28 protein-coding genes are annotated in these 24,091 nt (G+C 37.9%); 13 read left to right on the forward strand and 15 right to left on the reverse strand.

Annotation, left to right across the window (positions count from 1 at the left end; genetic code table 11):
• Positions 1–13: 13 nt before the first annotated feature.
• A complete protein-coding gene (gene hemH, locus KHA95_RS21770; protein ID WP_213139680.1) occupies positions 14–952 on the reverse strand; it encodes a ferrochelatase in 939 nt (312 codons plus the stop codon).
• A gap of 24 nt (positions 953–976) precedes the next feature.
• The gene (gene hemE, locus KHA95_RS21775) at positions 977–2,026 is read right to left on the reverse strand and encodes a uroporphyrinogen decarboxylase (protein WP_213139681.1); all 1,050 of its coding nucleotides are present in this window, start codon (positions 2,024–2,026) and stop codon (positions 977–979) included.
• A 313-nt stretch (positions 2,027–2,339) separates the two neighbouring features.
• Between hemE and KHA95_RS21780 the strand changes: the two genes are divergently transcribed.
• On the forward strand, positions 2,340–2,834 hold the full coding sequence (locus tag KHA95_RS21780) for an antibiotic biosynthesis monooxygenase family protein (RefSeq protein WP_213139682.1): 495 nt from the start codon (positions 2,340–2,342) through the stop codon (positions 2,832–2,834).
• 87 nt (positions 2,835–2,921) lie between these two features.
• Entirely contained in the window at positions 2,922–4,091 is a 1,170-nt protein-coding gene (locus KHA95_RS21785) for a M20 family metallopeptidase (RefSeq protein WP_349305512.1), read from the forward strand.
• Positions 4,092–4,144: 53 nt separating this feature from the next.
• Here KHA95_RS21785 and KHA95_RS21790 read toward each other — a convergent pair whose 3' ends face one another.
• Both KHA95_RS21790 and KHA95_RS21795 read right to left on the reverse strand, forming a co-directional pair.
• Positions 4,145–5,371, reverse strand: a complete 1,227-nt coding sequence (locus tag KHA95_RS21790) for an ABC transporter permease (RefSeq protein ID WP_213139683.1) — start codon at positions 5,369–5,371, stop codon at positions 4,145–4,147.
• Complete coding sequence (locus KHA95_RS21795; RefSeq protein ID WP_213139743.1) at positions 5,358–6,110, reverse strand: ABC transporter ATP-binding protein; 753 nt, start codon at positions 6,108–6,110, stop codon at positions 5,358–5,360. The genes KHA95_RS21790 and KHA95_RS21795 overlap by 14 nt, the downstream gene beginning before the upstream one ends.
• 623 nt (positions 6,111–6,733) lie before the next feature.
• Between KHA95_RS21795 and KHA95_RS21800 the strand changes: the two genes are divergently transcribed.
• Both KHA95_RS21800 and KHA95_RS21805 read left to right on the forward strand, forming a co-directional pair.
• Positions 6,734–7,156, forward strand: coding sequence for an HIT family protein (locus tag KHA95_RS21800; protein WP_213139684.1), 423 nt, complete (start codon positions 6,734–6,736; stop codon positions 7,154–7,156).
• Positions 7,157–7,270: 114 nt separating this feature from the next.
• The gene (locus KHA95_RS21805) at positions 7,271–7,792 is read left to right on the forward strand and encodes a tryptophan transporter (protein WP_213139685.1); all 522 of its coding nucleotides are present in this window, start codon (positions 7,271–7,273) and stop codon (positions 7,790–7,792) included.
• Positions 7,793–7,824: 32 nt separating this feature from the next.
• Here the strand turns inward: KHA95_RS21805 and yhzF are convergent, their stop codons facing one another.
• Positions 7,825–8,019 carry a membrane protein YhzF gene (gene yhzF / locus KHA95_RS21810; protein ID WP_213139686.1) on the reverse strand — a complete coding sequence of 65 codons (195 nt, stop codon included), beginning with the start codon at positions 8,017–8,019 and terminating at the stop codon, positions 7,825–7,827.
• Positions 8,020–8,171: 152 nt separating this feature from the next.
• Between yhzF and KHA95_RS21815 the strand changes: the two genes are divergently transcribed.
• Together KHA95_RS21815 and KHA95_RS21820 are read left to right on the forward strand one after the other, a co-directional pair.
• Positions 8,172–8,540: a YtxH domain-containing protein gene (locus KHA95_RS21815; RefSeq protein ID WP_213139687.1), complete on the forward strand. Its 369-nt coding sequence runs from the start codon at positions 8,172–8,174 to the stop codon at positions 8,538–8,540.
• Between the two features lie 174 nt (positions 8,541–8,714).
• Positions 8,715–9,284: an HTH-type transcriptional regulator Hpr gene (locus KHA95_RS21820; RefSeq protein WP_213139688.1), complete on the forward strand. Its 570-nt coding sequence runs from the start codon at positions 8,715–8,717 to the stop codon at positions 9,282–9,284.
• A gap of 13 nt (positions 9,285–9,297) precedes the next feature.
• On the opposite strand, the gene KHA95_RS21825 is transcribed toward KHA95_RS21820, so the two are convergent.
• Positions 9,298–9,642, reverse strand: coding sequence for a DUF1878 family protein (locus tag KHA95_RS21825; RefSeq protein ID WP_249317187.1), 345 nt, complete (start codon positions 9,640–9,642; stop codon positions 9,298–9,300).
• Positions 9,643–9,809: 167 nt separating this feature from the next.
• On the opposite strand from KHA95_RS21825, the gene KHA95_RS21830 reads away from it, so the two are divergent.
• Together KHA95_RS21830 and KHA95_RS23055 are read left to right on the forward strand one after the other, a co-directional pair.
• On the forward strand, positions 9,810–10,349 hold the full coding sequence (locus tag KHA95_RS21830) for a DUF3267 domain-containing protein (protein ID WP_213139689.1): 540 nt from the start codon (positions 9,810–9,812) through the stop codon (positions 10,347–10,349).
• A gap of 133 nt (positions 10,350–10,482) precedes the next feature.
• Positions 10,483–10,662: a hypothetical protein gene (locus tag KHA95_RS23055; protein ID WP_249317188.1), complete on the forward strand. Its 180-nt coding sequence runs from the start codon at positions 10,483–10,485 to the stop codon at positions 10,660–10,662.
• Positions 10,663–10,722: 60 nt separating this feature from the next.
• On the opposite strand, the gene KHA95_RS21835 is transcribed toward KHA95_RS23055, so the two are convergent.
• Together KHA95_RS21835 and KHA95_RS23435 are read right to left on the reverse strand one after the other, a co-directional pair.
• A complete protein-coding gene (locus KHA95_RS21835) occupies positions 10,723–10,815 on the reverse strand; it encodes a YjcZ family sporulation protein (RefSeq protein ID WP_213139690.1) in 93 nt (30 codons plus the stop codon).
• A gap of 88 nt (positions 10,816–10,903) precedes the next feature.
• Positions 10,904–11,080: a YjcZ family sporulation protein gene (locus tag KHA95_RS23435; RefSeq protein ID WP_481748471.1), complete on the reverse strand. Its 177-nt coding sequence runs from the start codon at positions 11,078–11,080 to the stop codon at positions 10,904–10,906.
• Positions 11,081–11,271: 191 nt separating this feature from the next.
• Here KHA95_RS23435 and KHA95_RS21845 point away from each other — a divergent pair, with 191 nt between their 5' ends.
• The gene (locus tag KHA95_RS21845) at positions 11,272–12,198 is read left to right on the forward strand and encodes a peptidylprolyl isomerase (RefSeq protein ID WP_213139691.1); all 927 of its coding nucleotides are present in this window, start codon (positions 11,272–11,274) and stop codon (positions 12,196–12,198) included.
• 380 nt (positions 12,199–12,578) lie between these two features.
• Here KHA95_RS21845 and KHA95_RS21850 read toward each other — a convergent pair whose 3' ends face one another.
• The 4 genes from KHA95_RS21850 to KHA95_RS21865 all read right to left on the reverse strand — a co-directional run bounded on the left by KHA95_RS21850 (position 12,579) and on the right by KHA95_RS21865 (position 18,081).
• Positions 12,579–12,764 carry a sporulation YhaL family protein gene (locus tag KHA95_RS21850; protein ID WP_283248200.1) on the reverse strand — a complete coding sequence of 62 codons (186 nt, stop codon included), beginning with the start codon at positions 12,762–12,764 and terminating at the stop codon, positions 12,579–12,581.
• A gap of 80 nt (positions 12,765–12,844) precedes the next feature.
• Positions 12,845–13,789, reverse strand: coding sequence for a 3'-5' exoribonuclease YhaM (gene yhaM, locus KHA95_RS21855; RefSeq protein ID WP_213139693.1), 945 nt, complete (start codon positions 13,787–13,789; stop codon positions 12,845–12,847).
• A 47-nt stretch (positions 13,790–13,836) separates the two neighbouring features.
• Positions 13,837–16,830: an AAA family ATPase gene (locus tag KHA95_RS21860; RefSeq protein ID WP_213139694.1), complete on the reverse strand. Its 2,994-nt coding sequence runs from the start codon at positions 16,828–16,830 to the stop codon at positions 13,837–13,839.
• A 15-nt stretch (positions 16,831–16,845) separates the two neighbouring features.
• Positions 16,846–18,081, reverse strand: a complete 1,236-nt coding sequence (locus tag KHA95_RS21865; RefSeq protein WP_213139695.1) for a metallophosphoesterase family protein — start codon at positions 18,079–18,081, stop codon at positions 16,846–16,848.
• Positions 18,082–18,459: 378 nt separating this feature from the next.
• On the opposite strand from KHA95_RS21865, the gene KHA95_RS21870 reads away from it, so the two are divergent.
• A complete protein-coding gene (locus KHA95_RS21870; protein WP_213139696.1) occupies positions 18,460–18,645 on the forward strand; it encodes a YhzD family protein in 186 nt (61 codons plus the stop codon).
• Positions 18,646–18,936: 291 nt separating this feature from the next.
• On the opposite strand, the gene KHA95_RS21875 is transcribed toward KHA95_RS21870, so the two are convergent.
• The 3 genes from KHA95_RS21875 to KHA95_RS21885 form a co-directional block, all read right to left on the reverse strand.
• Positions 18,937–19,803 (reverse strand): Cof-type HAD-IIB family hydrolase, encoded by an 867-nt coding sequence (locus KHA95_RS21875; protein WP_213139697.1) that lies wholly within the window; start codon positions 19,801–19,803, stop codon positions 18,937–18,939.
• A gap of 818 nt (positions 19,804–20,621) precedes the next feature.
• Entirely contained in the window at positions 20,622–20,978 is a 357-nt protein-coding gene (locus KHA95_RS21880; RefSeq protein ID WP_213139698.1) for a YlbF/YmcA family competence regulator, read from the reverse strand.
• Between the two features lie 31 nt (positions 20,979–21,009).
• Positions 21,010–22,146 (reverse strand): DUF445 domain-containing protein, encoded by a 1,137-nt coding sequence (locus KHA95_RS21885; RefSeq protein ID WP_213139699.1) that lies wholly within the window; start codon positions 22,144–22,146, stop codon positions 21,010–21,012.
• 156 nt (positions 22,147–22,302) lie between these two features.
• On the opposite strand from KHA95_RS21885, the gene KHA95_RS21890 reads away from it, so the two are divergent.
• From KHA95_RS21890 to KHA95_RS21900, 3 genes are all read left to right on the forward strand, one after another.
• Complete coding sequence (locus tag KHA95_RS21890) at positions 22,303–23,544, forward strand: YheC/YheD family protein (RefSeq protein WP_213139700.1); 1,242 nt, start codon at positions 22,303–22,305, stop codon at positions 23,542–23,544.
• A 42-nt stretch (positions 23,545–23,586) separates the two neighbouring features.
• Positions 23,587–23,805: a DUF5342 family protein gene (locus KHA95_RS21895; RefSeq protein WP_213139701.1), complete on the forward strand. Its 219-nt coding sequence runs from the start codon at positions 23,587–23,589 to the stop codon at positions 23,803–23,805.
• A 61-nt stretch (positions 23,806–23,866) separates the two neighbouring features.
• Complete coding sequence (locus tag KHA95_RS21900; protein WP_213139752.1) at positions 23,867–24,061, forward strand: hypothetical protein; 195 nt, start codon at positions 23,867–23,869, stop codon at positions 24,059–24,061.
• Positions 24,062–24,091 lie beyond the last annotated feature (30 nt).

The raw sequence follows: 24,091 nt of genomic DNA on the forward strand, positions 1-24,091 counted from the left end.
CATCGCCTTCTTTTTAATCTTGTTTACGTAAATGTTTCAGAACGACGTTCGCCATTGCCTCAAGAAACGCTGGCTGTGCATCCGGCATTGCTGGACGATAATAAGTCGCTCCTACTTCATCTGTCACCACTTTGCATTCATAATCATTATCATAAAGCACTTCAAGATGTGTCGATACAAAGCCGACAGGAATGTAGACAAATGCTTTATAGCCTTTTTCATTATATAAATCACGGGTTAAATCTTGAACATCAGGGCCAATCCACGGCTCCGGCGTATTTCCTTCACTTTGCCAACCAACAGCATACTCTGTAATGCCTGCCTGCTCAGCAATTAAATCGGCTGTCTCTTGTAACTGATCGGCATATGGGTCACCGTATTGAAGGATTTTTTCCGGTAAACTATGTGCCGATACAATTAGACATGCCGCTTGTCGCTCTTCTTCCGGCATTTTCGCGTACACTTCTTTCACTTCATCCGCCCAGAAATCAATAAATTTCGGTTCTTTATACCAGCTTTCAATCGATGTAATCTTTAAGCCGCCAAGTTTTTCCGCTTCTTCTTGTGCACGCCCATTGTATGATTTTACACTAAACGTTGAAAAATGCGGAGCAAGAACAATTGATACAGCTTCCGTTATCCCATCTTTATGCATTTTTTCAACAGCATCTTCAATGAACGGTTCAATATGCTTTAACCCGATATACGCAACGAACTCAACCTCATCTTGAACTTCATTCAAGCGATCTTGTAAACCGTATGCTTGGTTTTCTGTAATTTTAGCGAGCGGAGAAATCCCACCAATCGCTTTATATCTTTCTTGCAAATCTTCAAGAGCTTCCTTTGACGGCGCTCGTCCATGTCGAATATGTGTGTAATATCGTTCAATATCATCTTCGTGATACGGAGTTCCATAGGCCATTACTAATAGCCCCATTTTCTTTTTAGCCAAAACAAAACACTCCTTTAAGAAAAATTACTGCTGTTTTAATTTTTCTGCACTATATTCATGAATAAATGATGTCAATCTTTTTAGCATTTCCGGTTTTACATCTGGGAAAACCCCGTGCCCAAGATTGAAAATAAAGCCTGGCTTTTCAATTCCTTGATCAATAATAGTCTTAGCTCGTTCTTCTACCGTTTCCCAATTGGAAATGAGGACAGCTGGATCAAGATTTCCTTGGACCGCTTTCGTTACACCTAATTTCCTTGCATCAGCAATCGGCAATCTCCAGTCAAGCCCAACAACGTCTAACGGCAAATCGTTCCATTCAAGAACGAGGTGGCTCGCGCCGACTCCGTGCATAATGAGAGGAACTTGCTCCTTGCGCATTTCCGTAAAAATTCGATTCATATATGGTTTAATAAACGCTTGATAGTCCACTCTGCTTAACGCACCGACCCAAGAGTCGAACAACTGAATTGCACTAGCGCCTGCTTTAATTTGTGCTTTCAAATAGACAATCGTCATATCCGCTAATTTATTCATTAACGCCGCCCATGATTCCGGCTCTGAATACATGAATGCCTTCGTTTTATGATAGTTTTTCGATGGGCCACCTTCGATCATATAGCTAGCTAATGTAAATGGCGCCCCTCCGAAACCAATTAATGGCACGGTTAACTGTTCTTCTGTTAATAATTTAATTGTTTCTAGTACGTATGGAATGTCTTCTTCTGGATTCAACTCACCTAGCTTCTCGACATCTGCTGTTGAACGAATCGGATTATCAATCACCGGTCCAACTCCGCCAACAATTTCTACATTCACACCAAGTGCCGGAAGTGGAGTCATAATGTCTTTATACAAAATGGCCGCATCGACATTATAGTTCTCTACCGGAAGGCGAGTCACATAAGCACAAATATCCGGACGGTGAGTAATCTCAAATAGCGAATATTTTTCCTTAATTTTGCGATATTCTGGTTGAGATCTGCCCGCTTGCCTCATATACCAAACAGGTACATGATCGGTCTGCTCTCCCCTCGCTGCTCTTAAAAATGTATCATTCAAAATTTTATTCATTTAAGTAGTCCGCCTTTCATTTATAGATAGGGCAGGAAATTTAAGACTCCCCGCCTCTTACCTTTTTTAAAAAAATATATACCATTCTTTATAATAAACTTTTTCTAACAAGAAATCGAATCAATGAATTCTTCCTTAATATAGTTGTTTTCTTTATGTAAGTATAGACAGATGTAGCGCTTGTCATAAATTTGTCCTTTTTTTCTCGATATATTGTTCACGTCTTATGCACAATTTCAGCTTTGCCATTGAATTTGTAACAGGTTTGAAATAATTTTTTCTGTGGTAAGATAACAAAAAAGGGGGGGTTCTAGTGTTCACATATATTACTTCTGGGACGTATCATTATTTGAAAAAATTTGAAGTAAAACACTATGAAGAACAAATGTATTTAATGCAAAGTCTTACTTGTCAATTATGGCATGAGACCCCGGGACCGAGTATTTTTCAATCACCGCGCAAATATGAGGTGATTGATTCAGCAGGTAAGCTTTCTGCTCATGGCTTCGTCGCCAGCAATCACTTAGCAATTAGCGATGAGGGGCGGCCAATTTTTGAATATGAAATAAAAAATCTAAGCAAGATGCTCATTCATAAACAAGGATTTATTGCATTGCGTGTCCTCCGTCCACTTACAACCGATACGTATATTGTCATGACGATGTGGCAAAAGGAATCAGAGCTTGATGAATGGAAAAATTCCGGTATGCTTGACCATGTGACCGTCAGTAAAAGCGTACTTTCAGGACCTAGCTTTTTATCTACCTTCTACGTAGATGATGAAGAAATCGAGTTTTTCGAAGACTGACATTGCGGCTGCCTATTGTTAGGCAGTCTTCTTTTTTTTAAAAATTGGTATAATGGGTTCATAACGAACTTTAGGGGTGGTGTTCAAGTGAAGCAGCAGCTTTTTGAACGATTGGAAAAATACAATAATGAAATGATTGAAATTCGCCGATATTTGCATCAAAATCCCGAACTCTCATTTAAAGAATTCAAAACAGCCGCCTATATCGAAAATTTTTATAAACAACTTGGTGTGGAAGTAAAAAGTGGTGTTGGCGGAAATGGTGTAGTAGCGAAAATTAAAGGCCGGAAACCTGGAAAAACAGTTGCTTTACGTGCTGATTTTGATGCATTACCGATTCATGAAGAAACAAATTTGCCCTTTCGATCACTCGTGCCAGGTGTGATGCATGCATGCGGCCATGATGGGCATACGGCGATACTGCTCATTCTCGGAAAAGTGCTTCATGAAATGCGGAACGGACTCGCCGGAGAGTATGTACTCATTCACCAGCATGCGGAAGAATACGCGCCAGGTGGAGCGATAGCGATGATCGAAGCTGGCTGTCTTGACGGTGTCGATGTCATCTACGGAACACATCTATGGGCAGATACGCCATATGGGACAGTGGAATATCGAAAAGGGCCGATTATGGCTGCCGCTGACCGCTTTGAAATTACGATTAAAGGCTATGGCGGACACGGTGCACAGCCGCATAAAACAAAAGATGCAATTGTCATCGGTGCACAGCTCATTATGAACTTGCAACAAATTGTGAGCAGAAAAGTTGACCCGATTGACTCCGCTGTTTTATCGATCGGCTCATTTATCTCTGACAATGCTTTTAATGTTATTGCTGATAGGGCGACATTAATTGGGACAGTCAGAACGTTTAGTGAAGATGTGAGAGGTTTTATGGAAGATGAAATTGAGAGAGTTATAAAAGGGACATGCTTAGCGGCAGGCTGTCAGTATGAATATAACTATGATCGAGGCTATCCAGCTGTTGTCAACCATGAAAAGGAAACAGACTTTCTTGTTACATGCGCCAAAGAAGTAACTGAGATTGATACAGTCGCTGAGGGAAAACCACAAATGGGTGGAGAAGATTTTGCTTACTACTTGCAGCACGTGAATGGAACCTTTTTCTTTACAGGAGCGAAACCAGACAACGTCGAAAAAACATATCCACATCACCATCCAAAATTTGATATAAACGAAAAATCTCTGCTTATCGCTGCGAAAACACTGGGCTTGGCTGCGTTAAATTCACAATAAAGAAAATGGTGGTGAAATTTTTTCACCACCATTCTCATATAATCCATATCCGCTTAAACTTTCCCCTCAAACTTCGTAATTCTCCCAGGCGCATACATCTTTGCAAATACGAGAGCAAATACAATCGCCACTCCCCCAACGATTACACCTTGGATGAAGTCCCCTCCTATCGCTGCACAAACACCAAATAATATCGCTTGACCAATTAATACTTTAACGAGCAGTGAGAGAAAAGCAATTCTTTTCTGCGTTGCAGCAATCGGATATAACTGTGTCCAAATCGTCCAATTATGTTTGCGAAGCATCGGCATTAGTTGGAAACCGGTTAAATAAATGAATAATAATGAAATCGCAACAGAGAAATAGATATTTCCATAAAAAAGCAATAATCCTGCTGCAATCAGTGAAAGTCTTATGATTAATCCAGAAAACTCACTCGTGCGAACGAGTGTCCTTGCAAATAAAAATCGATACGTTTGATCACTTCCGTACGGAATTCGCGCAAAAATAAAATCAAGCCACTTTCTTCTTTTTACTTGTCCTTTTAAATGTGGGACGTCGGTAAACATATTAGCTGTTCGGTAAAATGCCTGCATTCTCCCTTGTTCTTTATCGATTAATAGTTCCCATTGGATCGGCTTCTTTTTTACCAATTCCCGAAAATAAACCGTAAATGCAGCCATTAAAATGACGACGACACCAATATACCAAAACGAGGCTTCTACAATGATAAAATACATGAGCAGTGCGCTAAATAAATAGCGGATCAGCCAATCATACAGCCAGATTGCGCGATCATTCATTTTTAACATGTACCAATGCAAAATTATGTTCCAATATTTCACAATGAGCGCAATCGCCAGGAATAGAAAAAATGGCTTAAATCCTTTTCCCGTTACTTGCGCATACATCGGCATGAACGCAGCGAGCACGAGTAAAATAATGTATGCTTGCGTAATAAAACTTAGTCTCTTCCCTTTTTTAAAATACGTCTCAAGCTTTACCTCTAACGGCAATAAAAAAACGATGTCAGCTTCTTTTAAAAGGGTTTGAATCGGACTTGCAGCAAGGAATATCGCTAGTACCGCCGCCATCAAAATACCTACCGGGAACCCAGAATCAAGCGTCTTTACCCATTCCGAATAATAATATATTGCCGCACCGCCCCCAAAGATAAGAACAAAGAGCAAATGATCATTAAACATATATTTAAAATAACGGCGCAGTTCTTTAATAAATGATTGAACTCTTTCTTGCCATAACTGATTAATCTGCATCATCGATCTCTTCTTCCTTTGTCAGCTGCAAATAAATATCATCCAATGTTGCATTCGGCATATTAAATTGTTGTTGTAGCTCCATTAGTGAGCCTTGTGCCCTTATTTCCCCATTATGTAAAATGATAAAGCCATCGCAATAACGCTCAGCCGTTGCTAAAATATGTGTAGACATTAAAATGCCTGCCCCATCTTTCTTCATTCTTCCCATTAATTCAAGTAAGGATTGAATCGCCAACGGGTCAAGCCCGACAAACGGTTCATCAATAATGTATAAAGGCGGCTCAATAAGAAACGCACACATAATCATTACTTTCTGCTTCATTCCTTTTGAAAAATGCGAAGGAAACCATTTTAATTTTTTATCTAGCCGAAATTCTTTTAAAAGTGGTCCAATTCTTTCTTCAAACTTTTTTTCTGAAAGTCCGTATGCCATCGCAGCTAATTTCAAATGCTCTTCCAATGTAAGTTCTTCATATAAAATCGGAGTTTCTGGTACAAATGAAAATTGTTTACGATATTCCTCTGGAGCCTTTTTTAATGACAGGCCATTGATCGTAATTTGCCCCTTTCGTTCCTCCATCAAGCCAATAATATGCTTAATCGTAGTACTTTTTCCAGCTCCATTCAGGCCAATCAGACCGATCATCTCACCCGCTTTTAAGGAAAATGAAATATCTTTTAATACAGGCTTTTTTGTATACCCGCCTGTTACGTTTTTTACTTCTAATAAAGACATCATAAACGCCCTTTCTTCTTTCAGACTTCCATACATGCTATTGTACCAAAAAAGTGTAATGCGTACACTGATCATTGGATGAAATTACCTTTATATATTTCTAAAAAAGCGGACATCATAGTTAGTGAAGGAGCGGGGCAACAGCGAAACTGGGGTGGTTGTCGAAGACAGGAATCGGCAGTAGAAGCGGAAAGCACGATGAACATTGACATGGACATCGATTATCAATCTTGACAAACATGACAAGGGAGATGATTGCATTGGGCATGATCAAGGAAAATCGTACATTTCACTCATGATCATTCGATCATGACCAAAGCGAAACTGGGGTGATTGTCGAAGACAGAAATCGGCAGTAGAAGCGGAAAGCCACGATGAACATTGAACATGGACATCGATTATCAAACTTGACAAACATGACAGGGGAGATGATTGCATTGGGCATGATCATGAAGAATCGGATTTTTCTTTAACGTTTGCCGTGATGGCAAATAAAGAAACTTTCCAATGTACCCGCTAATCCCTTCAACGTGCAGGGTTTTTCCATAAAAACCCCTGCACGTTTTTCACTTTCTTTATCGATATGGTACGATGTCTATGTATAAATAAGGAAGGTGGATTTTGTTATGGATAATTGTATTTTTTGTAAAATCGTCAATGGTGAATTACCAGCGGCTAAAGTATTCGAAAATGATGATGTCGTAGCGTTTCTTGATATTAGTCAAATTACGAAAGGACATACACTCGTCATTCCGAAAGTACATAGTGAAAACATTTACGATTTGCCAGCAGAAACAGCGGCAAAATTATTTGAAGTCATCCCTGCCATCTCTCGTGCGCTTAATACTGAGTTTCAGCCAGAAGGATTGAACCTGTTACAAAATAACGGAGCGTTTGCCGGACAGGCTGTTTTCCATTTTCATTTGCATCTGATCCCGCGCTATGATGAAACAGATGGATTTGGCACGAAATATATTAGCCATCAAGCAGATTATAGTACGGAGGATTTACAAACAATGGCAAAAGCGATTCAGCAAAAGATCAATTAATCCCCTTCTTTCTCCTCACAATCTATGCTACAATATTCTTAAACTTTCGCTGGCAGCAACGAGTGCATGTCAGGAAAGCAACATAGATGAGTTGAGAAGAGGAGAGATTTACAAATGAATACAAGGGTACTTGTTGTTTTATCATTGCTACTGGGGATTGGTACAGCACTTCATTTTATTATGCCAGCGATTATGGGAGTTACACCAGATATGCTGCTTGCAATGATGTTTCTAGGGATTGTATTATTTCCTGAAAAGAAAAATGTATTGCTTCTAGGGATTGCAACTGGACTTTTATCAGCATTGACGACTGGTTTTCCAATGGGGCAAATTCCAAACATGATCGACAAACCGATTACAGCATTCGTATTTTTCGGGTTATTTTTAATCATTAGAAAAATTCCTCATATTGCTGGGCTTACCATTCTAACGGCTATTTGCACAATCGTTTCAGGAGTCCTTTTCTTGGGATCAGCGGCAATCTTTTTTGAATTACCAGGTGGAGCAACACTTCTAGGATTGATTTCAGTAGCGGTTCTTCCAGCAGCATTGCTAAACAGTGTATTAATTTTCATCATTTACCCAGTTGTTAAGACGGTATTAAAGAGAACGAATTTACTTGAACAAGCAGCTTAACCAAAGAAGAACCTGGAAAACCAGGTTCTTCTTTATTTTATCGATAGAGCAATCAGCACCCCGATGACTAAACAGATAAAGCCCGCACCTCCAAGTGTCATCGCTCTTTGCTTTAAAATCTTTTTAGGAGGGTAAATACCAGGTCTCCGTTGTGACGCTACATAATGTAGCATCCCTGCCAGCAGGAGTGCAGCGAGAAAAAAAATAACAGTTATGATCCCTTTCATATGCGCTCACCTCAGTTTTGCTACTCCTTTTCTTTCATCTTATGCACAAAAAAAGGTTAGCATGATTGTGAGCGGGTAAAGTTTAATGCAGGATTTTTTTATTTTTTGTAGAAAAGGATAGAATAGAGACTATGAAGTTGAGGTGATACACATTGAATACTAAAGCATTCGCATTAGGAGTTTTTATAGGAAGTGCTGTTGGCGCAGCTGCTGCTTTATTAACAGCTCCTTCATCTGGAAAAGAGCTCCGCGGGCAAATTAAAGATTCAAAAAATGATTGGATCAGAGTGGCTAATGATATAAAAGAAGATGCGTTGGATATTAAAGAATCGGTCGCAAAATTATCAAAAGAAGGTAAAGAAATCATAAAAGAACTTGCCGGCGATGTAAAACTGGCTGTCGAAGAATGGCAGCAAGACATTGAATCAAATAAAAACGCATTGCAAGATGAAATGAAGGAAATTCAGCAAACGATTGCCCAATTAGAACAAAAGCTTCAAGATAATAAAGCACAGCATTAAACAAAGGCGAAATGCCTTTGTTTTTCTCTTTAAGGAGTTTCAATTGAAAGGTTCAAATATGACTTTTTTGTAACCGCTTTCTAAATTAATTTAAAATTTTGTTAATTTACATCTTTATTAATTTTTGTTTTATTGGCATAATGATACATAACAATAAAAAGGAGAGGAGATATTATGGGGGAAAAACATTATTCATTAATCGAATCGATGATCTTTAGCCAACGTATGGCTCAGCTTAGCAAAGCAATTTGGAAATCGATTGAAAAGGATTGGCAAAATTGGATTAAGCCATATCATTTAAATATTAATGAGCACCATATATTATGGATTGCTTACCATTTAAATGGTGCTTCTATTTCTGACATTGCGAAATTTGGTGTGATGCATGTATCAACTGCTTTTAATTTTTCAAAAAGGCTTGAAACGCGAGGTTTATTACAGTTTTCAAAAAAGGAAAACGATAAGCGTAATACGTACGTAAAATTAACTGGAGCAGGTGAAGATTTATTGTTAGAAATAATGGAAGATTATGAACCAGAAAACAACTCCGTCTTCCAAGGTGCTCTTCCATTGCGGCAATTATACGGTAAATTTCCAGAAGCAATTGAATTAATGGCGATTGTTCGAAATATTTATGGAGATGACTTCATGGAAATTTTCGAAAAATCATTTCATAATATTGAAACAGACTTTCTAGAAATAGACGGAAAAATAAAAAAAGCCAATGTAGAGAGTGCTGTGTAACGACTAGTCTTTTTTAAATGTTTTTTTGAAACACACGCATTAAATCTACATACATGTTTTGTTTTATGCATGCATCGATCACCTCTTCTACATTTAATTTCGGATTAAGTCGATGAACGAAATCCCTGAAAAGCGGCGTATGATATACGTAATGATCCGCTTTTTCTTTCTCCTTCTCCTTGATCATCTCTTCACAAAGTTTATGAAAAGCAATTACTTCTTTTTCATTTAAATTTTTTTTGATAATGAGCTGATCGAATTCATATCCTTTATTAGGCATCATATTTAACAATAGTTTTTGATGATATTCAAGCCTTGCTAGTCTTTCTAAAATAATATTCAATCTATCCATCCCCATTTTTCATTATCTCCCATTTATTATATATTCTAGGTCTTTTCTCTTTTTCCTTTTGCCATTTAAACGATGTAAAAAAAGATGAATTTACCTATTGCTTTTACAGCATTTTCGTCGTAAAGTATGAGAATTGAAACTAATATTTGTGTTACTATTGGAGGCAATTTTTCATGCATTGTTGGAAATCATTTCACATTGATAAAAGATATTATTTTTATCGACGCTTTACTATTTCCACTTTGATTACACTGTTTGTTTTTATCATGTTATACGTTCCAATGCAAATCATTGCTACGGAACCATTAAAGGACCATAATTTTTTTATTTTTCTCTGTGCAATGGCCATCCTTTACCCGATTCATAAATTATTTCATTTAATACCGATCGCAAAGTATTATGAACATATTAAATTTTCGATTGATATGTATTTCTATATATTGCCGATTATTAACGTAAGAATCTCTAGCCCTATTCCCAAAAGGCAATTTTTAATTGCACTTTTATTTCCATTTATTATTATTAATTCCGGCCTTTTAGGTTTAGCTTTTTTAATACCGCAATATATTCATTATATAACGATATTACTTGCTTACCATATTGGAATGAGTGCTGTCGATATTTTTTATGTAAAAGCATTATTCTCTTCGCCGAAACATGCTTTAATTGAAGAGAGCGAAGACGGGTATGAAATATTAGTCAATGAAGATTGACCATCATGGCCCAGTCGTGAAAAATCGTCTGGGCCTTGCTACTGACTTTTCTTTTTTGGATGTATTCTTCTATCTTTTTTTTGAAAAATTTGCTATCGTAATATTACTGGGAGATGAAGGGAGAGGATGCGTATTGATCTCCATTTTTATATTTTTTGCTATTTTTATATTATACATATTTAATAATCTTACAAATACACTTTGTGTCGTTAGAGAAATCCCCGAAGAACGTCAGCCTAAATTATTTCGGACGATCAATATTTTAATTACGATCTTACTCTTTTCTTCTTATATAGAAATTGTTTATACGTGATCTCACCGCAGAAAAAGGCGGATTCCGAAATGAATCCGCCTTTTCATTGCCAGCTATATATTAGTAAAGCCAAGATGCACCTACGATAATCAACAAAATGAACAATACAACGATTAAAGCAAAGCCTCCGCCGTATCCAATGCCTCCACTCATTTACAACACCTCCTCTAATTCTTACTTTTTATCCTATTCCATCTTTTATTTTGTGTTAGGATTTTTGCCTAGATTATTTCATATTTTTTTAGCAAAGGTATGCCGACCCTACGATGATCAGCAAAATAAATAGAACTACAAGCAACGCAAATCCAGAGCAATCTGCAAAACCCATTTTGACGACCTCCTTTTTCTCTTTCGATACAGCATATGTCTTTATCGGGCGGGTTGGCTGAATCAAACGCCTATTTTTTAGCGATTTCATAAATTGTTTTGTTCCGACTTAAAATATGATATAGTAAGTTTTATGAGCTTTGAGTGTGGCTTCAAAAAGAAGGAAAAAAGGACAAGATGTGCGTTGATTTCGCCCCAAGCTTACAAACAATTTGTCATTTTAACCAGACTTTTGAACATCCTCTTAACAAACAAAAGATCAATCACAGGGAGTTGTATATGATGAAGAAGTGGATTTTGTCCCTTTCATTAACCGTTGGGGTCATCGGGCTTGCTGCTTGCGGTAACAATGAAGCAGTTGTCAAAACGGAAGCAGGAAATATTTCAAAAGAAGAACTATATGAAGCATTAAAAGATAAATATGGTGAGCAAGTACTCCAGCAACTTGTCTTTGAAAAAGTTCTTTCTAAGGAATATAAAGTCGATGAAAAAGAAATTGATTCAATGGTTGATGATCTGAAGTCTGAGTATGGTGCCCAATTTGAGTTTTTCTTAATGCAAAACCAATTTAAAGATGAAAATGAACTTCGTCAAACGATGAAATTAAATCAACTCGTTAATAAAGCAGCAACAAAGGATATTACAATTAGTGAGGACGAATTAAAAGAGTATTACGATACTAAACAGCCGAAAATTAAAGTTCGTCATATTTTAGTTGAAGATGAAGATACAGCTAAAGAGGTCAAAGCGAAATTGGATGAAGGCGGCGATTTTGTAGAATTGGCCAATGAATATTCAACGGATACGGTAGCTAATGAAAACGGTGGCGACATTGGTTTTATTGCATCCGATGAATCTGGGATTGATCCGCAGTTTAGAGATGCAGCTTTTGAACTTGATGTAAATGAAGTCAGTGCTCCAGTCCAATCCTCTTTTGGTTGGCATATTATTGAAGTAACAGAAAAAGAGGAAAAGAAACCTTTTGAAGAAATGAAAGCAGAGCTTGAAGAAGAGCTAAAATCGTCAAGACTTGATGCAACTGCGATTCAAAAAGCATTAAAAGAGGAAATTAAAAAGGCAAAAATTAAAGTGGAAGACAAAGACTTGAAAACAACGTTTGACCTTCTATTAGCTGATGATCCAGCAGATACTGATACAGAAAGCAAGGATGACACAGAAAAAGAAGATAAAACGGAAGAAACAAAATAACTAATTACAGTAGCCGAGAAGTAATTTCATGGCTACTGTTTTGTATTTTTGCTAAATCTTTCGCCTTAAAAGGGATGTGTGAGCGGATGGCTTGTACTTTCGGTAAAGTGGCTTGTATTTGTGGAGATCTGGCTTGTATTCCCGGTACTGTCGCTTGTTTTTGCGAAGATCTGGCTTGTAAATCATCGGTGCATTCTTAAATTGGGCGGAAAATTACCTTCCCCTTCATTCTAATCGAATAATGGTTTCCAGTCGGTATTATTAGCTCCAGCCCTTAAGAAGCATACAGGTCTCAAGGGCTGGGGATGCTAATATGGTCGGCCATACTTTTAAAAGGACTAATATTCCCCTTCGTTTCTCTTACCCATTAGGTTACCTATTCATCCAATTTCTTCGACTTGTTTTCTGCGTTCCTTTTCCTTTCTCATTCGTTCCACGTAGACTTCCCCTTCTTTTTCAATCCATTCCCTCTCCAACTCTCTGTCTTCTTTCGCAGTTTTTATTGTCATGAACGCACTTGCGAAAATACCGACAATGACAAAATATACCCAAAACGGCAGACTCATCATCTTCTTCCTCCCATCTGCTTGTCCAATTACTACACTATATGTTTTAGACAATAAAAAATGCCATCAAAATGATGGCATTAAGAATGAAATGTAGGCTTATAAAACATACGATTATCAAGTGGAAAAATTCGTTCAGAAAACTCACCAGGTTTTACACGTTTCATTGCACGATCAAGCATATTCATTTTTGCATCAATATTATCAATCATATGTAAAATTTCCGCTTCCTTGATCATTGGCTGTTTTGGGCTTCCCCATTCCAATTTCCCATGATGACTTAAAACTAAATGTTGTAAGACGACGACTTCTTCCCCTTGGATACCTAGTTCCTCAGCAGCCATCGCAATTTCATTAACAGTGATCGTAATATGCCCGAGCAAATTTCCTTCAATTGTATAGGTTGTTGCGACTGGGCCAGATAATTCTTTCACTTTCCCCAAATCATGAAGAATAATACCGGCAAACAAAAGATCACGATCAAGCGATGGATAAAGCTCAGCAATTACTTTAGCTAAATCAAGCATCGACACAACATGATAACCAAGTCCTGATACAAATTCATGATGGTTTTTTGTCGCTGCTGGAAACTCTAAAAAGCTTTCATAATGCTTTTTAACTAAATGGCGCGTAATTCGTTGGATATTGGGATTTTTCATTTCAAAAATATATTGGGTAAGCTTATTTGATATCGTTTCTTTACTAATTGGCGCTTTTTCCAATAAATCAGCGATTTGCACATTATCTTGATGGTTGGTTGGCCGAATTTGTCTTATTTTAAGCTGAAGCCTTCCACGGTAATTATGTACTTCCCCGGCAACCCGAACAACAGTCTCAGGCTGATACATCTTTACCTCTTCATCAGATACATCCCAAAGCTTTGCCTCAATATCCCCTGAACGATCTTGCAAAATAACGGTTAAAAACGGTTTTCCATTACTAGCGATTCCTTTTATCGCGCTTTTCACGAGTAAAAAAAGATTCACCTGCTCTCCTACTTCATGTTCCAAAAGCTCTTTTGACATAAAAACGCCTCCGATTCCTAGCAATCTTTATCAATATCATAACATATTCAAAGCTGCTCTACTTGATCTAATTGAGTCTTCCGTGGCAGATCAATAATTTCATCTTTTACAAAATAATCTCGAATATGGCTATGACAAGTAAAAAATAAAACTTGATTTTTTTTACTTGTCGTTGAAATCAACTTTAACACTTTTTCCGTTCTCTCTTTATCGAAATTAACAAAACCGTCATCGATCATCACTGGAAAAGGATAATCATCAAACAGTACATCAACAAGGGCGAATCTTAAAGAAATATATAATTGCTCACCAGTTCCTTGACTGAGCTCACCAGGATAAAACATGAGACGATCTTTTCTTTCGACCATAAGCTTTCCCTCTTGATCCATTACTAGCCGTATATATTTTCCTGAAGTTAATAAAGAAAAATACTGTTGTGCTTTCTTCATTACTTTTGGAAAACGCTCTTCTTTATATATGTTCATTGTTAATGTTAAAATTTGTTTAGCTAAAGCAAACTTCGCCCATTGCTTTGCTTCCTCGTTAAAAATAGATTTTAATTGATGGAATCGATGCAGCTTTTCTGTGTACGTTCCACCTTCTTCTAAAACGAATATTTGATGGCGAATGCTCGCATCTTGATTGCGGAGTACATAAAGTCTTGATTCATCCCCTTCAAGCTTTTCCGCAATTAGCTTTCTATGTTTATTTATTTCTAGTTCATTTTGAAATGATGAGGCAAACTCGTTCACACCATTAGTAAGACTTGCTTCAAGCAACTCAAGCCTTTCTATTAACTTTTTCTGCTCGGCATATTGTTGTGCTTTTAATCGATACTGTTCCTCATCAGTCGTGGCAGCTCGCTCATGTAACTCATTTAGCTCATCGTTCAATGTTACAATTTGTTTATGAAGGGGCAACAAATCATCATCTATCTCAGAAAGCTTCGTCATGTATTCTTTATGTCTAAGTTGTTTTTCCATCTCTCCATTTACAAACTCTTTTAAATGAAAATAAGCCATTTTTTCATGTTCGATGTTTTCTAAGCCGATTTCTTTTATAAATCCATAGACTTCCGCAAGCCATTGATGATATTGTTCCCTTTTCATCCTAAGCTTTTCTTCCAAATTCTTTTTACTTTCCAACAATTGGATAAGCTCCTTTAATAACTCAAAGGCGTCTTCCATGCGTTGGATAGAAAGCTCTTTTTGCAAATGTAAGGCATCTTTGATCGCATAAAGTTCCAGATGAACTTCGCTTTTTTTCTGGCTTATGGATGTTTGCTGCTTTTCTAACTCGGCTAGGCGTTGTTCTACTTGCTCAAGGTGGATCACCCATTTCTTCCATTCATCTCTTAGTTTTATCTGTTGCTTGTATTGATTGGATACATAATTCTCTTTTAATTTCCGATCAGATAATTGATCCTTAATAACATGTAACTGACTTTGAATCTGCTCGATTTCTTTTATAATAGCCAATCGCGCTTTTCCTGCAATCACTTTACGACCATTAAAAATTGAATAGGCGATCACGGTAAGAGAAAAAACAGCCATGATCCACTCGGATGAACTAATACTCCAAATCAACATGATTGTACAAATAAGAAGAATGCCGCCACCCCATACGTATGTGCTTTCCCTCGTTTGCTTCTCATTCTGTTTTTTGTCAAATAATGCTGCCAACTCTGTTTCCAAACGCTTTTGCTCAAACGAAAGCTGTTCTGTTGATTTCCAGCGTTTCTCCTCATTTTGCAGTTGTTGAAACTTAGACTCTGGAAGCATCGACTCCTCGATCTCTTGACATTTTTGCTCAATCGTTAGTTGATCCTTTTTCACGAGTTCTTGCTCTAATAAAAGTTCCTCACTGCGAGATTGAAGGTTCATTACTCTTTGAAGTGCATCTTTTATCCGGCCCTTCATTTCCATTCCAAGATTAAGCTGGTCTAGCTCCCCCCAATCCTCTTTCGAAAAATGGAGCTCCCGGCTAATGAAATGTGCTTGATTCTCAAGTTCTACTACGTTTTGATCCATTGTTGTCATCTCATCCAGCAGTTGCTCATAGCGTGGCCACTCAGAAATGAGTTGTTCAGCTTTACTAACCATTGTTTCACTTGCTTCAAGCGGCATATAGGAAGCCATTTGCTCCATCGTCTGCCTACGTCTTTCTTTTAACGCTTGTTGCCTACTTGTAATGGCAATTAATTGTTCTTTATATTTTTCGAATCTTGAAAGTCCATCAATCGGAAAATCTAAGCTTCCTTGTTCATTTAAGCGCCTTTGTATTTCTTTTTTTTCAATGAGCAAAGGCCAACTTTTTAATAACTCATCGACCTTTACAAGTTCAGCGCGCGTGGCAGTTATCCTGATTTCAATTTCCGTTATTTGATTCCTTATCGTCCCTTCTTGCTTAACAAGTGTTTCATATTCCGCATTTTGCTGCTTGGCCAATTTTAACTCATTTTCCAGAGCACGGATTTCCTGGATGCGTTCATTCAATTTCGGTTTTCGCCCTCCCGGCTTAAACAATAGATCTTGTTCCTTTTGCAATTGCTCTTCTGCATGAAATAACACATCCGTTCCGATTGTCCCAGCAGCTACTAAATAGCGTCCAATATCGTTTTCTTTTAACCCTTGCACCTCTTGAATCGCTTGGAGGTTAAAAGAAAAAATGCTTTCGTACATAATCCGATCCAGACCGTCTAGTAGTTTCGCAAGCAATGGCTCCTTTCCGACCGTCCCATCTTGTAAAATAACGGTCACATCGCCAGCCGATTTCCCTTTAACTCGTTCAATAGTAACATCACCATAGGATGGAAAATAAGCGATAATTTGCCCTCCGTAAGCTGAATGATTTTTAGGCTCATATCTTTTGATAGATTGTTGCCTTGAAGGAAAACCAAATAATATGCTATGGATGAAAGACATAATTGTCGACTTTCCAGCTTCATTTTCTCCATAAAAAAGTTGTAAAGAGGAGAGGTTATGAATATGGAAATCAATCAGTTTCCCGTAGCCATATATATGCAAACTTTTCAGTTTCACCTTTTCTCCCCCTTTTTATTTTTCAAGCTGCTGAATGACAAGCGCGATGGCCTCATCACTTAATACTTCTTTCTCACTCTCATTAAGTGGCTCGACATAACGGCTTCCGTATTTATGGGAAAACAATCCAGAGATTGCTTCATCAAATGCCTGTGAATGAACTAATGTGTCCGCTGACTGATCAATCATCTTTAAAAAACTTTCATTGTATTCGATATTTTTCACATTAGTACGCTTCATTTCTAGTGTAACTGCATAAGGCCAAACGAATTTTCGCTCATCCACAACCTGATCTTGTAACATTTCGAGGAATTCCCCGTTTTCAAACTTTTGCTTCACTTCTTCAGAAACATACTCAGCATTCAAAATCTTAATTTCAAGCAATTTCCCTTGCCAATCGTATTGAGATTGAGCTTGCAGTTCTTTCAAACAATACGTATAAAGCTCGGTTAGGGAAACACTTTGCTGAAGCTCAATTAAACATGACTCCCATCGAATATCTGCCGTCTCAATAAATTCCCATTGACACTCGCCCTGTAAGGAGAGCTTAACTTCATAGCACCCTTTTTTCCCTGTCTCATTTCGATGTCTTCCTTGAATATTACCTGGATAAATTATCGGTGGATCAGTGTGTAATATCTGTGTCTTGTGAATATGCCCAAGCGCCCAATAATCCATCCCTTTTTGCTGTAATTCATTAATAGAAAAGGGAGCATATGGATGATGCTGTGACTTTTCACCTTCGTTTTGTCCGTGCAGTAAACCGATATGGAGATCAGCCCCAGCAAGCTTTTCATAATCAATGACTTTCCGATCCATGACGTGGCGCTCCGGGTAACTAAACCCGTAAAGGTGGACCGTAATACCGCTTTTTGTTTTATAAGGGATCATTTCTACTCGTTCCCCAAACACATATGTATTAGCGGGAAAATCAAGTGTAAGCCAATTCCCGCTTAGATGATCATGATTTCCATGCGAAATAAAAACGGCAATATCCTTTGCTTGTAAACGTTCAAGCTGCTTGCGCAGTCGAGCCTGTGCTTTTATACTTCGGTCTTCTCCATCGAATAAATCTCCTACAATAATAAGAAAATCAACATCCCGATCAAGAGCTGTGTCAATTACTTTTTTAAAAGCCGTAAATGTACTCTCTTGAATGCGCGAATAAAGATCTTTAGACAAATGTGATAGACCTAGGAAAGGGCTATCTAGATGCAAATCAGCAGTATGGATAAACGTTATCTCTTTCAATGGCAATTCACCTCTAATTAACGAATGTACGTTCTACTATTATACAAAATAACTCCTTCTTATAGCAAGTTTTGCGCTTTAAATTAGGAGATGGAGGTTAAATGAGTGTGTTAGTATTCAAATTTCAAGGTTTATTAGCTATATTGGATGGGAAAATATCAGTACATTTTATTATTTTCCGGAAGACAGTATCTTCAATTGTAGTCAGGTGCTAATTTGATGTTGCTCTTGATTCGTCCTTCCAGGCAACTACGGAAGTACTTAAAATATTATTCTTATATATTAATATAGGCGATAGCGGCCTGATTTTTTAGGTCTTCCCACATACCTCAATTTATGTGAAAATGAATATAAGGAAAAAGCGAGGAGGAAGCATTCATGCCATTTTATCGATTAACAGCCTTCGAACGATCTGGTAAGAAAATGCTAGATGAGGAATTTGAAGCAGAGAATGACAAGCTTGCAAAAGAAAAAGGTTATCAGCTTTTAGTTGAAAAAGACTTTTCCGATCAAACACATCGCTGTACATCTTCTAGTGGAAAGCTTCTACTTTTTCACCGTTAACGTCGAATTTTTTCGGACTTATGCCCACAGGAGGCAGGTATTCAGATTTGCAGCCATTTCCGTCCTATGCCCCTCTACCATCTACCGAAGCTTAACTTGACTCAGCAAATCTTTTTGTATCAATAACGTGGTTCCAGGTACAGGGAGTTTGAACTCCCTCTAATTTGAAAGCCAACCTCGTATTTATCCCGCCACTTATAGTAGTGGCAGACTTTTGCTTATACAAATAAAAGTAGGCGCTTCGTCATCTGAAGCGCCTGCCTTTATTCCCTAGGAAATACGTTGTAATTACTATTTCAACATATTATTTCTCCTTAAAAATTCAATCCGATATTGTTTGCGAAATTGCTCCTTAATCATGTATGAGACACCTTGATCATCGTTCGAACGGGTAATCCAGTCTGCTGCTAGCCGAATCTCTTCCGGTGCATTTCCCATTGCAACCCCTACTCCTGCCCATTCGATTAGCGGCAAATCATCAACACCTGAACCAATAGCAACAACTTCTTCACGGTTAATATGAAGCTGATCACAGACGTATTGTACGCCAGCCAGCTTTGAAACGCCTGAACCTACAATATCAAGCTTCCGTTCGTCCGCCACGATGCAGTCTACTTCATCATACATTTGTTTAATCGTGCTTTTTGCCACGTCCAAATCCGATTTCTGTTCAAATACAACTTCAATTTTTGGTGGTGATATTGGACGATCAAGCAAGCTTTCACTTACGCTGTCAACATATTGCTCAGAATACGAAAAGCGATTTGCAGATTGGAATTCGACACGGGCAATCATGTTTTCAGATTGTTTGATTTTATTGCCGATCGATTTTTTTTCATGTACGAGTTTCATTTGACATGAAAACGACTCTAAAAGAGAAACAAGTTCATTCGTAATTTGATCGGAAATCCGCTTGACATAAATTGGCTTATTCAAAGCATTCGCAATAAATCCTCCTTGATGTGCTACGATGTGCGAATCAATTTTTAGGGTTTTCGCTAGGCGCTTCGCGGCTGGAAAGTTTCTTGATGTTGCCAATGTAATGATTACATCTTTACGAAGAGCAAATTCCACCGCCTCACGAGTTAATTTATGGATGCGACCATTTGTTGTAATGAGAGTATCATCTATATTCATAACAAGCATTTTATATATCATCGTACTCCCCCTCTAAGCAGCTAAATTCTCGTTTGCCTCTTACTAATCATATGAAATTTTTTAATGGAATAGAACGTTGATAGAGGTTCTTGTTTCACATTGCTTCCTGCGGGAAGGATGAAAAGGGGCTGTCCAATAAGTCTTTAAAATGAAGAAGGTGGAGAAAAACAAACTGAAAAAGTCCTCCTAATTCAAGGATCTATTCAGCCTGTTGATTTCCGCTTCGGGCCGACACTTACCGCGGGGCGAGCGGTGAGCCGCTTCGGGCCGACAGGATGTCGGTCACGATGCGGCGAATTTAGGCTTCGTTCCTAAAATGCTCCTTGCAGTGTCTCACCTGTCTCGCACATTCCACTGGTGTAGCCGCCTTCCGCTCCAATCAACGGAACCTGGAAAAAACTAACATTCAGGCTAATGGAGACGGGAATAAAAAAGGGATCATTAGCGTATTTAAATGGGTAGATCAATGATTTTCAGTCTCTATATGACGATTTATTTGCGTAAAATGAACAATTTGCTCGACTTCTTCTATTTTCATTGATTGATGATTCCAGCATTCTTGCTAGTTGTTGCTTGCAGTACATGCGCCGACTCCCGCGGGAATGACATGAGCCTTGAGACCCCGCAAGGCGCGCAGGACTAAGTAATGCCCCGCGGAAAACGTGGGCCGGAACGGAAAGCAGCAGACCAGTGATATCGTTCGAATTTTTCGTCGATGTCATCTTTCTTTATATCTCCATACATAAAAAAGGCTATCACAGAAGTCAGTTTTCACCGACTTTCTGCACAGCCCCTCTTCATTATCAGCTATTCAACCTTTATTGACCGTTCATTGAACCGTATAGTTCTTCAAGTGGCTTCATAATAATTTTATTTAGCTCACTGATTGCCATGCTCATTCTTTGCTCAGCATCCATTAGCTTCGTTACTAGTTCATTTGTTTGAACACGATTGGCTACGAGCTGCGCTTGTTTCACTTCATCTTCTGAAATATCTTCACCAGCCATTTGCTTCTGCTGAAGCTGCATTTGAATTTGGCGGAACTCATCGAACATCGCTTTCGCTTCTGGATCATTTTCCACCATATCATACATCTGCTTTAGGCCGACATACTCTTCACTCGTTCGCAATGCTTTTTCAAGTTCATAAGCATAATCATATACATTCGTTGACATGTTAAAACCTCCTCCCCTGTATTCTAACATATTAAGAGGTGATCATAACAATGACACCTTGAAACATTCCTATGATTCCTCCTAAAACCGCTCCCAAGTACGTAATCATAACGAGTTCTTTTTTTGCAATCGATATAACAAGAGCTTCAAGGCGCTGCAAAGAGAATGCCTCAATTTGCTCTCGTACAATCTCCTCCACTTGGAATCTCTCCATCATTTCTCCAGATCTTGCTAAGACATATTGTCCAACGGTATCTAAAATTCTTGGGATAAACTCTTCCTCCATTTTTTTCCGATATGGGGCAAGTAGCTCTGCAACCGTCTTCTCGAAAAAAGTTTCAGCTTGTAATATATCCGCCACCCATTTTCTTAAATAACTGGCTATATGATCATCATCCACATTTTTTAACATCTGACCAAGTTCCATATCACTAAGTTTACTCCATTCTGAGCGTAAAACTGTTTCAATCATCGTTTTTGTTCCTGGATTGTTTAAAAACTTTATAATCTCAGGCTGAAATTTATCTGCAAGTGAGTCATTGCCGATAAACATTTGTATCATATTCCATAGTCTGCCACGTTCTTTCAGGAAATCTTCGATCATCAATTTTATTTTTTCTTTTCCTTCAGGTTCGGAAAAATAAACGATTGCCTTTGCAAGGATTTGATCTGCAACATAGGGAATTTTCTCCTCTAACGCGATTCCCCACTCCCCTGGTATACATTCGTGAAGCTTTTTCTTTTCTACCTCATGTTTTAACGTCCTATATTTATTTTCAATTTTGGCATTGATATAGGAGGTTGTTTTCTCAGCTGCATCTTTGATTTGAAGCTGTTCTAAGAGCGTTCCTACTGTTATTCCACGCTCGAGCCAATTATTTAATTTTTGAGTGACGAGTGCCTTCATTTCTTTTTGAAATGCTTCTTCCTTTAACTTTCTTTGAATGCTTTCAGGAGTAACTAAATGTTCTACAACGAGCTTCCCCATTTGCTTTGCAAGTTCATGATGTCTTTTTGGAATAAGCCCCGGAGTAAATGGCAACTGCCACTTACCGATAAAAATTGGTTGATACGGTCGAAATAGCATTCGAATTGCCAAAAAATTTGTAAATCCACCGATCACCGCTCCTACAAAGACCATAAATAAAATCTGCCAAATCCAGTTCATCTATTTCTTCCTTTCCGCATCGCTTTTCCTTGTCTAAGCACTTTTATTAACTCATTTCATACGATAAATAAGATATATGCCCATTTTTCTCATGATTTGATTATAAAGATATGTATGAATAAAAGGCAAATAAGGATACTTAAGGAGGGTGTTGTAATGAAAGATTTATTTCCATTCAAGGTGTTTGACGATCAAGAGCTTCTTTTCTATTACCCACGTGAATCTGAAGGAAAGCAAGGCAGCAAAAAAATTATTTTCGGTTCTAGTGTAGTCGAAGCACAGTGCAGTCCACATCCAAATGGTCGGAATGTGATTACAATCAGTTCTGAACTTGCTAATCAATTACAGATTCCAGCACTAATTTCCTCAACTCGATTTGACTCGGACGAAGAAGCCCTTTATTTAGGACCGCTTGTTGGAATCTTCACAGCTGGATTTTCTCCTTTTCAACTAAATCCAGTCGGAAATCGCTCTTCTTTCTTTGCTAAAAAGCTAAAAGAGCAGCATGAGGACGGAGCGATCGCCTTTCTTTTTGGTGAGCAACATATCGATTGGAATGAAGGACTTATTAAAGGCTATTTTTTCCTAAATGGAATGTGGGAGCAAATGAATATCCCTTTTCCGCAGATTGTATTTGATTTCTTCCCTCATAGCCTATCGGCAAATACAATTGCCCGCAACGTAAAAGAACGCTTTGAAAATGATTATTTAATCCAATGGTATAACCCAGATTTTATAAATGAGCTAGAACTATTTGAAAAGCTTGATAACGATGAATCGATTCAATATTATTTGCCAGAAACAACGGCTTTTCAATCCTTCGCTACAATTGAAAGAATGCTCGCGGATTACGGTCATGTTTTCATTAAATCATTAAGAGAACAGAAAGAAAATAAGACGATTCAAATCATATATGACCGATTAAACGATGAGTATTACTGTCGTTTAATCGAGAAGCAAGAGCGGCTTCTTAAGTTCACTTCTCTCGAAAAACTTAGTAATTATGTGTTTCGTCATTCCAAGCTTGATGAACTATTCGTTCAGCAAGGAATCCAATTACTCCGCCATGACAAACAACCGATCCATTTCCAAATCAACGTCTGTAAAGAGAAAGAGATATGGAAAGTAAGTGATATCCAAGCAAAAAAAAGAGAAGAACATTTAGATATAACGGAAATTTTCCCGGCCGAAGAAGAACTAGCTAGATATAAAGAAAAATTAAGCGAATGCGCAGTTTCCTTATCAAAAGCAATGGAACAACAGCTTCAAGGACTGCTTAATGAATTTGTTGTTTCATTGGGGATCGATAAGAACGAAAAAGTATGGATACTAACAGCTACATCAAAGCTTGCCAAACCGAAAGTAAAGTTACATTCATTTATGACAAACTCCTTTTAATTTTCCGGCAATTTTTGTTACAATGAAAATGAGGTGATGCAAATGCTTACCCATTTTCAAATTCAATCTTTATATGAGGATCAACGACTCCCAGGCTGGCTATTCTCCTTCTATTTCCAACAAGCGAAACATCAAGGAATATATTTGCCAAATGGAACAATCAAATGGTCAACAAAACAAATCGAACCTGAACAGATCGGTCAAATTGAAAAACAAATTCATGATTTAATGATCTTTCACATTTATGATAGGCAACGCTAACATTTACCAGTAAGTTATTCTCCTTAATCAGCCAACAATATGACTGAGGAGGCTGATAGGATTGAAAAAGAAAAAGTTCGATCATGAATTTTTACCTGATACGATGCATGAAGGTAGAAATGAAATGTATGTAGACGTCGATCGAATGATCAATGAGGGAATGTCTGGTGGCTCTGTTCATATGCGAGAAGATTACACAAATATTGAGGAAGCCATCGATTTTTCCCCTGAAGATCCACCTCAAAGCTACGAGTAAAATCAACAAACATGCAAGGATGTGGAATAG

This window comes from Bacillus sp. FJAT-50079 (assembly GCF_018343515.1).
GTDB lineage: Bacteria > Bacillota > Bacilli > Bacillales > Bacillaceae_C > Lederbergia.